This is a genomic window from Micromonospora sp. GCM10011542 (genome assembly GCF_042650685.1).
Lineage (GTDB): Bacteria > Actinomycetota > Actinomycetes > Mycobacteriales > Micromonosporaceae > Micromonospora.
Window position 1 is genome coordinate 76295 of sequence record NZ_JBHSBO010000062.1, and the last position, 7610, is coordinate 83904.

At 74.4% G+C, this 7610-nt stretch carries 8 protein-coding genes; 1 reads left to right on the forward strand and 7 read right to left on the reverse strand.

The window, feature by feature from the left end; genetic code table 11:
* Positions 1 to 15 precede the first annotated feature (15 nt).
* Entirely contained in the window at positions 16 to 1251 is a 1236-nt protein-coding gene (locus ACFOW4_RS27045) for an MFS transporter (RefSeq protein WP_377532875.1), read from the forward strand.
* Between the two features lie 49 nt (positions 1252 to 1300).
* Here the strand turns inward: ACFOW4_RS27045 and ACFOW4_RS27050 are convergent, their stop codons facing one another.
* The 7 genes from ACFOW4_RS27050 to ACFOW4_RS27080 all read right to left on the reverse strand — a co-directional run bounded on the left by ACFOW4_RS27050 (position 1301) and on the right by ACFOW4_RS27080 (position 6306).
* Positions 1301 to 1690, reverse strand: coding sequence for a VOC family protein (locus ACFOW4_RS27050; RefSeq protein WP_377532877.1), 390 nt, complete (start codon positions 1688 to 1690; stop codon positions 1301 to 1303).
* Complete coding sequence (locus ACFOW4_RS27055; protein WP_377532879.1) at positions 1687 to 2409, reverse strand: DUF4287 domain-containing protein; 723 nt, start codon at positions 2407 to 2409, stop codon at positions 1687 to 1689. Before ACFOW4_RS27055 ends, ACFOW4_RS27050 begins: the two co-directional genes overlap by 4 nt.
* A 202-nt stretch (positions 2410 to 2611) precedes the next feature.
* Positions 2612 to 3046 carry a YchJ family protein gene (locus ACFOW4_RS27060; protein ID WP_377532881.1) on the reverse strand — a complete coding sequence of 145 codons (435 nt, stop codon included), beginning with the start codon at positions 3044 to 3046 and terminating at the stop codon, positions 2612 to 2614.
* Positions 3046 to 3813 (reverse strand): SGNH/GDSL hydrolase family protein, encoded by a 768-nt coding sequence (locus ACFOW4_RS27065; protein ID WP_377532890.1) that lies wholly within the window; start codon positions 3811 to 3813, stop codon positions 3046 to 3048. The genes ACFOW4_RS27060 and ACFOW4_RS27065 overlap by 1 nt, the downstream gene beginning before the upstream one ends.
* Before the next feature lie 52 nt (positions 3814 to 3865).
* On the reverse strand, positions 3866 to 4969 hold the full coding sequence (locus tag ACFOW4_RS27070) for a magnesium and cobalt transport protein CorA (protein ID WP_377532883.1): 1104 nt from the start codon (positions 4967 to 4969) through the stop codon (positions 3866 to 3868).
* 67 nt (positions 4970 to 5036) lie between these two features.
* The gene (locus ACFOW4_RS27075; protein WP_377532892.1) at positions 5037 to 5666 is read right to left on the reverse strand and encodes a class F sortase; all 630 of its coding nucleotides are present in this window, start codon (positions 5664 to 5666) and stop codon (positions 5037 to 5039) included.
* Between the two features lie 70 nt (positions 5667 to 5736).
* Positions 5737 to 6306 (reverse strand): hypothetical protein, encoded by a 570-nt coding sequence (locus ACFOW4_RS27080; RefSeq protein WP_377532885.1) that lies wholly within the window; start codon positions 6304 to 6306, stop codon positions 5737 to 5739.
* Between the last annotated feature and the right edge of the window lie 1304 nt (positions 6307 to 7610).

A 7610-nucleotide genomic window follows, 5' to 3' on the forward strand; every position in this document is an offset into this window, starting at 1 on the left:
ACACGGGAAGGCCCCATGACCCAGATCGCCCCACGCGCGTCCGACCAGGGGGTCCGCCGGCTGGCGACCACCCTCTACGGGTACGCGTTCCTCAGCGACCTCGTCCTGCTCTACCCGGTGTACGCGCTGCTCTTCGCCGACACCGGCCTGTCGGTCGGGCAGATCTCCTCGCTCTTCGTCATCTGGTCGGTCGGGGGCATCCTGCTCGAGGTGCCCTCGGGCGCCTGGGCCGACGCGGTGTCCCGACGTCTGCTGCTGCGCCTCGCGCCGCTGGTGACCGCCGCCGGGTACGCGCTCTGGGTGCTGCTGCCCTCGTACCCGGCGTTCGCGGTCGGGTTCCTGCTCTGGGGCGCCGGCGGGGCGCTCGTCTCCGGCGCGCTGGAGGCGCTGGTCTGGACCGAACTGGACCGCGTCGGCGCGGCCGGCCGGTACGCCCGGCTGCTCGGCCGGGCGAAGACGGCCGGCGTACTGGGTGTGCTGGTCGCCGGCGCGGCGGCCGGTCCGGTGCTCGCCGCTGGCGGCTACCCGGCGGTGGGCGCGGCCAGCGTGCTCGCCTGCCTGCTCGCCGCGGCGGTGGCCGCCCGCTTCCCGGAGCACCGCGCGGCCCCGGCGCTCCGGGACGGTGCGCCGCCACCCGTCGACGACGAGGCGGAGCTCGGCTGGTGGGGCAACCTGCGGGCCGGGGTGGCGCAGGTGCGCATCAGCCGCCCGGTCCGCGCCGCCGTGCTGCTGGTGGCGTTGGTGGCCGCCGACTGGGGTGCCCTGGATGAGTACACCCCGCTGCTGGCCCGGGACACCGGCGTCGGCGCGGCGGCCGTGCCGCTGCTGCTCCTGCTGCTCAGTGCCGCGGTGACCGTCGGAGGGCTGCTCGCCCCGGCAGGGGAGCGGCTGGGCGGCCGGGGGTACGCCGGACTGCTCGGGCTGGTCGCCGTCGGGCTGGCCGCCGGTGCCCTGGCCGGGCACCCGGTCGGGTTCGTCGTGCTCGCGGTGGCGTTCGGCGCCGCGCAACTGGCGACGGTGCTGGCCGACGCCCGGCTCCAGGCGCGGATCAGCGGAACCAGTCGCGCCACGGTCACCTCGCTGGCCGGCATGGCCACCGACGTGACGATCATCCTCGGCTACCTCGGGTACGGGCTGGTCGCCACGGCGGCCGGCAACGCGGTGGCGTTCGCGGTGGCGGCCGTGCCGTACCTGATCCTCGCCCTGGTGCTGCTGGCCGGTCGTCGACGCTCGGCCGTCCGCCCGCGCTGACGGCGGCGGCCTCGGCGGCGGTCGGACCGACCGCCGCCGAGGGCCCGGGTCAGCCGCCCAGGTGCAGGAACGACCACTGGTGGCCGTCGAGGTCCCGGAAGCCGCGCATGTAGAGCGGACCGGTCTCCATCCCCGGGCCGAGCGCCTCGCCGCCGGCCACCACCGCGCGGTCGACCAGGTCGTCGACCCGTTCCCGGGTGTCGGCGGCCAGGCCGACGATGACCTCGCGGCTGGTCGCGGTGTCGGTCACCGCCACCCCGGTGTACGCCTCGAAGGCCGACCGGACGTGCAGCATCAGCCGGGTGCTGTCGTTGACGGTGAGCAGCAGCGTGCCGGCGCCGAGGTCCTGCTGGTCGGTGGTGAAGCCGAGTGCCCGGTAGAACTCCGCGGCCGTGAGCAGGTCGCGCACCGGCAGGTTGATGAACGTCGTGGGGTTCACCGGGAGTCTCCGTCCGTCTCGAGGAACGCCTTCAGCGCGGCCAACCGTTCCCGCCAGTACGCCTTCAACTCGGCCGCCTGCTCCGCCCCGCCCAGCTTCTCGTGCAGCACGCTGACGCGGGACTTCGACTCGCCGACCGCGTCGAACCCGACCACGATCCGGCTGGGTCCACCGGCCCAGTCAGCGCGGTAGCTGCGCGGCGCGGTGGCCGTCCGCAGCCGCACCTGGGCGTCCGGCAGCCAGCGCGCGCGGATCGCCTCGTCGGCGAACGCCTCGAACAGCCGCGGCGCCGGCACCGCCACCGTCCGGCTGCCGCTGGCCGAGTAGCCGCCGTCGCGCCGCTGGCCGGGCGCCCGCAGGCCGCGGGCCTGCTCGTACCCGACGGTGATGGTCTGTGCCCACCACCCCGGCACGGAGTGCTCGCCGGCCAGCCACCGGGCGATCTCGGTGTGCGTGCGGGAGGTGGCGTCCCACGCGTCGAGCAGGGCGAACCAGTCGGCCCACCCGCGGCCGGTACGCGCCCGCAGCAACTCGTCGGCGATCCGCTCGGTCTGCTCGGCGGCGCCGGTGGACGCCACGGTGGTAGCGGCCTGGGCCGGCGGTGCGGTGGTTTCGCTCGTGGCGCGGGCCAGCAGGTGCCGACGCGCCGTGGTGTAGCTCTCGCCGGTCTTGCCCATCCGGGCCCGGACCCGGGCCTTGAACGATCTCTGGTTGGTCATCGCATGCTCCCGGTCAACGGCACGGTCGCAGGAACCCACGCTCCCGTCGACCCCGCCGGAGTGGGGCATGTGGCACATTTCCCGAGGGCTCAGGCCCCCTTTGCCTCCGCGAGGCCGGTGGCGTGGGCACCGGGAGGGAGGTGTGGCGCAGGACTACGCCGAAGCCATCCTACGCCCGGCAGTGCTCCTCGGGGAGCCCGCGTCAGGGTCGCTCGCCGTCGAGGTAGACCCAGCGGCCGTCCTCCCGGACGAACCGGCTGCGCTCGCTCTGCGTGCCCGGCCGGCCGGCGTCGCGGTAGTGCGCGTGGAACGTCACGGTGCCGGTGCTGTCGAGCAGGCCACCCCGCTCGGTGTCGGCGATCTCCAGCCGGGTCCACCGCTGCCCCGGGTCGAGGTCGAGGCGCGCCGGGCGGGTGGAGGAGTGCCAGCTGCGCAGCAGGTAACCGGCGTCGCCGACGGCGAAGGCGCTGAACCGGGAGCGCATCAACGCCTCGGCGGTCGGGGCCTGCGCCGCGCCGCCGTGCAGCGGGGCGCAGCAGTCGGCGTACGCCCGGCCGGAGCCGCACGGGCAGGCCCGCGTGTCCCCGCTGGCCCGCCGTCGCCCCGCAGCCTTGCCCACGACCCCATCCTGCCGCATCAGTCCAGCTCGACCGGCAGCGGCACCGGCCGCTTGGCGACCCGGTCGTCGCCGGACGACCGGCCACGCAGGTGCCGGGCCACCCACGGCAGCAGGTGCCGGCGGGTCCAGGCCAGCTCGGCGCCGAGCACCTCACCGCGGCGCCGTCGCGGCGCCGGCGGCAACGGCCGGGTCCAGGAGTCGTCGGTGCCGGGCAGACCCGCGGTGTACGCCAGCGCCGCCGCGATCCGCTCGTGCCCGGCGCTGTTGGCGTGCAGCCGGTCGTCGCTCCACAGCCGAGGGTCGGAGGCGACCGGGTATGCGCCGAAGTCGACGAGGGTGGCCCCGGTGCGTTCGGTGACCTCCCGCAGGGCCGCGTTGAGCGCCAGCAGCCGGCCGCGCAACGGGCGGGCCAGCGGCATCACCGGCACCGGGTCCGGCATGGTGAAGGTCAGCACGGTGGCGCCCTGCCCGACCAGGGCCCGCTGCATCTCCCGGACGTCGCGGGCGACGGCGTCCGCGTCGAAGGACGGGCGCAGCACGTCGTTCATGCCGGCGACCACGGTGGCCAGGTCGGGGGCGAGGTCCAGGGCGGGTTGCAGCTGCTCGGCGCGGATCCGGGCGGTGGTGCGGCCACGGATGGCCAGGTTCGCGTACTCCAGGCCACCCTGGGCGCGGGCCACCGCCAGGGCGAACCGGTCGGCCCAACCCCGGTAGCCGCCGTTGTCGTCCGGATCGTCGAGCCCCTCGGTGGTGCTGTCACCGATCGCCACGTACCGCTGCCACATCACGCGAGCGAGGTTAGCCGCACCGCGATCGGGGTGCGGCGGGCGAGGTGCCTCAGAGCCAGCCGGAGCGGCGGAAGAGGCGGTACAGCACGAGAGCGGTGACGGCCATCAGGGCCAGCGCCATCGCGTAGCCGTAGCGCCAGTTGAGCCCCGGCAGGTCGGCGAAATTCATGCCGTAGATGCCGGCGATGCCGGTCTGGGTCGCGGCGATGGCGGCCCAGGCGGCGATCTTGCGCATGTCGTTGTTCTGCTCTACGGCGAGCTGCGCCAGCCGGGACTGGACGATCGAGGTGAGCAGGTCGTCGTACGCGGCCACCCGGTCCACCGCCCGGCTCAGCCTGCCGTCCACGTCGGCGAACCAGCGGTGCAGGGTGCGTGGCGGCCCGTCGGTGCCCGGGTCAAGCAGCGTGCGCAGCGGCGCCTGCAACGGCAGTACCGCCCGCTTGAACTCCACCACCTCCCGTTTGAGCTGGTAGATGTGCTGGATGTCGGCGGAGCGCTCGCGGGCGAACACCAACTCCTCCACCCGCTCCAGGTCCCGCTCCACGTGCCCGGCCACCTCCAGGTAGAGGTCGACCATCCGGCTGCAGACCGCGTACGCCACCGCCCACGGGCCCTCGGCCAGCAGCGTCGGGCGGCGCTCGATGTCGGCGCGGACGCTGCGCAGCGCCCCGGCCGCGCCGTGGCGCACCGTGATCGCGAACCGGTCGCCCAGCAGCACCATGACGTCCCCGGTGTCGATCACCTCGGAGGTGTCGGTCAGCTCGACGTGCTCCACGTAACCGGCGGTACGCAGCACCAGCAGGGTCACCGACCCGTGCCGTTGCACCGCGGGGCGGTGCCCGTCGGCGAGCGCCTGCTCGACGATGAGTTCGTCCAGGCCGAAGGTCCGGCCGACGCCGGCCAGCACCGCCGGGCCCGGCTCGTGCAGCCCCAGCCAGACGAACGTGTTGCGACCGCGCCGGCTGCGGGCGTACGCGTCGGCGTAGTGCGGGTGGCCCGGCTCGCGCCGGCCGTTGACGTACACCGCGCAGTCGACCACGGCGTCCGGGTTGGACCGGCGCGGTGCGGGGGAGTGCGCGTCCTCCTCGCGACCGAGCAGCCGGCGGGCCAGGGCACGCAGGCCAGCCGGGTTCCGTTCGGTTCGCCGATCCACCGCTCACCTCCGCCGTCGGCGCGCGCCCCACTGACGGCGTCCGGAGGGGATCGTGCCACGGCTCGGGTCAGGCCGTGCGGGTGGCGAAGACCACGACGTTGTCGACGTAGTTGCCGCTGCGCGCGTCGAATCGGCCGCCGCAGGTGATCAGCCGCAGGCCGGCGACGTCCGCCGCGCCGTAGACCAGGTCGGTGGGGAAGCGGTCCTTCGGGTACGCGCTGACGGCGTCCACAGTGAAGGTGCTGATCCGCGCATCGGCGCGGGTGACGTGGATCTCCTGACCGGGTCGCAGCCGGCCGAGGTCGAAGAAGACCGCCGGGCCGGCGGGGGAGTCGACGTGTCCGACGAGGACGGCATTGCCGGTCTCACCCGGGCTCACCCCGTGCCGGTACCAGCCGGCGATCGTGGGCCGGTCCAGCGGTGGCACCTCCAGCACCCCGGCGGCGTCCACGCCCACCGGCACCACCTCGGCGCGGACGCCGATGGCCGGGATCCGGACCGCGACGGGCGCGGCCCGGGGCAGCGGCGGCAGATCCGGTGCCGCGCTTGTGCGCGTGGGCGCGGCGGCCGGCGGCGGCTGCGGCGGAAGCTCCGGTGTCGTGGTGAGGCCGGCGGTGATCAGCCCCAGCCCGGTCACGGCGAGCAGGGCCACCACGGCCGGTCCGGTACGCCGCCACACGAGCCCACCTCCGTACATGGTCAGTCGGGGTGCCCGCGCCGGTGTCACCGGTGCGGGCACCCGTCCTCAGGGATGGAGCAGCCGCCGGTCAGGCGACGATGGACGCCGGGCGTCGGCGGCGGAACAGGACGACCGCTCCGAGCGCCGCCGTGCCCAGCAGCGTGCCGCCTGCGGCGAGCGTCCCGTTGTCGCGGGTGCTGCCGCCGGAGCCGGCCGGTGCGCCGCCGACCGGGGGACCGCCGGCGGGGGCGCCGCCAGCGGGGGCGCCGCCAGCGGGGGCGCCGGCCGGGGCGCCGGCCGGTGCGCCGCCGATCGCGGTGACGGTGAACGTCGCGCTGCCGGCGGAACTCCCGTCGCCGCAGGTGGCTGTCACCGTGTATGTGCCCAGGGTGAACCCGGCGGTGAAGAGTTCGGCGCTCAGGCCGCCGCCGGCGGCGGCCGTGGTGGACCGGACGTTCTGGTCGCGGTTGGGGCCGGTGACCCGGAAGATGGCGTCGCCCGACTTCGGGTTGCAGGTCGTCGCGGTGAGCACGACGGTCCCGCCGACCGGCGTGCTGGCCGGTGACACGGTGGTGTCGGCCAGTGCGGCGCCTGGCAGCAGGAGCGTGCCGAGGCCCACGCCGAGCGCCGCCGAGCAGAGAACTGTCTTAGCCTTCATACGCGTCTTCCCTCACTTTTCGTCCGCTGACTGCGTGGGACGTCGTTCGGGTGGCCAACTCCGTGACTAGCACCGGTGTGCCCAACACTAGGTGCGTTGGGGCCTCGATCCGGTGAAAATGAGAAATCCTCGTTGCCGTCACGTGTCCACCCGAAGGCGGGGAGAGCTGCGGAAAGGCCCCGACGGCCGGAGCAGCACCGGTGATCCGGTCGATGTCTCCTCCGGTCCGCCTGTCGCGGCTGGGCCGATGGCGAGGTATCGCCGGCATCGACGGGAATGCGGCAGCGCCCGACCCCTTTCCGGCGGGGCATCGACCGGCCGGCGCATCGGGGGCGGGGTGGGGCCCGCCGTGCCCGGCTCCGGGCGGTCAGGCTTGATCCCTACGCCGGGCAGGGCGGGCCCCACCCCTTACGGTGCTGGGTGCCGTGCGGTGACCGAAGGTGGTCGGTGGTCGGCGTTACGTCTGGTCAGCAGGTGCGTCGCGTGGGCGCCGGCATCGCCCAGGCATGGGTACTGCGCCCGGCGCACCGGTTGGCGCTTGGCGACCGGTCCCCATGATCGACTCGGTTTCCTTGATGTCGGGGTGTCCGGGTGGCGGGGATGCCCCGACTTGCAGGAAGCCGAGTGGATCACCGCCGGGTCTTGCGGTCGGCCCCGTTTGGTCGGTGTGTCCGGTATGCGAGGTCAGGTTTCCGGTCCGGCCCGCACTCACCGCCCGGTGTGGGCGTTTTGGGCTGTGACCGGTGGCATCCTCGTGGCGGAATCGGGGCCGGCCGGCCGTCGTTACATACCCTGACGATCGCAGCACGGCCGGCCCCCCGACGGCTGGCCGCTTCCCCGGCCCCCGGGCCCCGGAATGCCGGCCCCCGCTCGGTCGTTACACCACCCCGAACGACCGCACCAGCACCCGCTTCCCAGGGGTGCTCGCGGATGGGCCCGGCCCCCGGAATGACCCCGGCCCGACGGTCGTTACAGACCCGGCGCCACGAGAGGCCTCGGCCCGTGGCCCGCAGGTCACCAAGACTTCCTCCCTCTGAACGCAAGCGCCGGACGAGGTGCTGACCCCACACGCTGTTACCCCCGAATTGGTGTGTGGGTGTTTCCTACCCCCGAAGGAGCTACCCCCATGAACACGATCATCCGTAAGAGCATGCTGTCCGTTGCTGGTCTCGCCTTCGCCGGTGGTGTGTTCGCCGGGCCCGTCGCCGCGCACGCCGCCACCCCTGTGGATGCCAAGCCGGCCGCGGTGGTGCAGGCCGACAAGTCCGACGCGGGCAAGCTGATTCCGCACGGTGTGCAGGGCA

Bases quoted from the DNA above. Each gene is read 5' to 3' on its own strand.
- ACFOW4_RS27045 (WP_377532875.1), top strand. From the start codon at position 16: ATGACCCAGATCGCCCCACGCGCGTCCGACCAGGGGGTCCGCCGGCTG.
- ACFOW4_RS27075 (WP_377532892.1), bottom strand. From the start codon at position 5,666: ATGTACGGAGGTGGGCTCGTGTGGCGGCGTACCGGACCGGCCGTGGTG.
- ACFOW4_RS27065 (WP_377532890.1), bottom strand. From the start codon at position 3,813: ATGTGGCAGCGGTACGTGGCGATCGGTGACAGCACCACCGAGGGGCTC.
- ACFOW4_RS27060 (WP_377532881.1), bottom strand. From the start codon at position 3,046: ATGCGGCAGGATGGGGTCGTGGGCAAGGCTGCGGGGCGACGGCGGGCC.
- ACFOW4_RS27055 (WP_377532879.1), bottom strand. From the start codon at position 2,409: ATGACCAACCAGAGATCGTTCAAGGCCCGGGTCCGGGCCCGGATGGGC.
- ACFOW4_RS27080 (WP_377532885.1), bottom strand. From the start codon at position 6,306: ATGAAGGCTAAGACAGTTCTCTGCTCGGCGGCGCTCGGCGTGGGCCTC.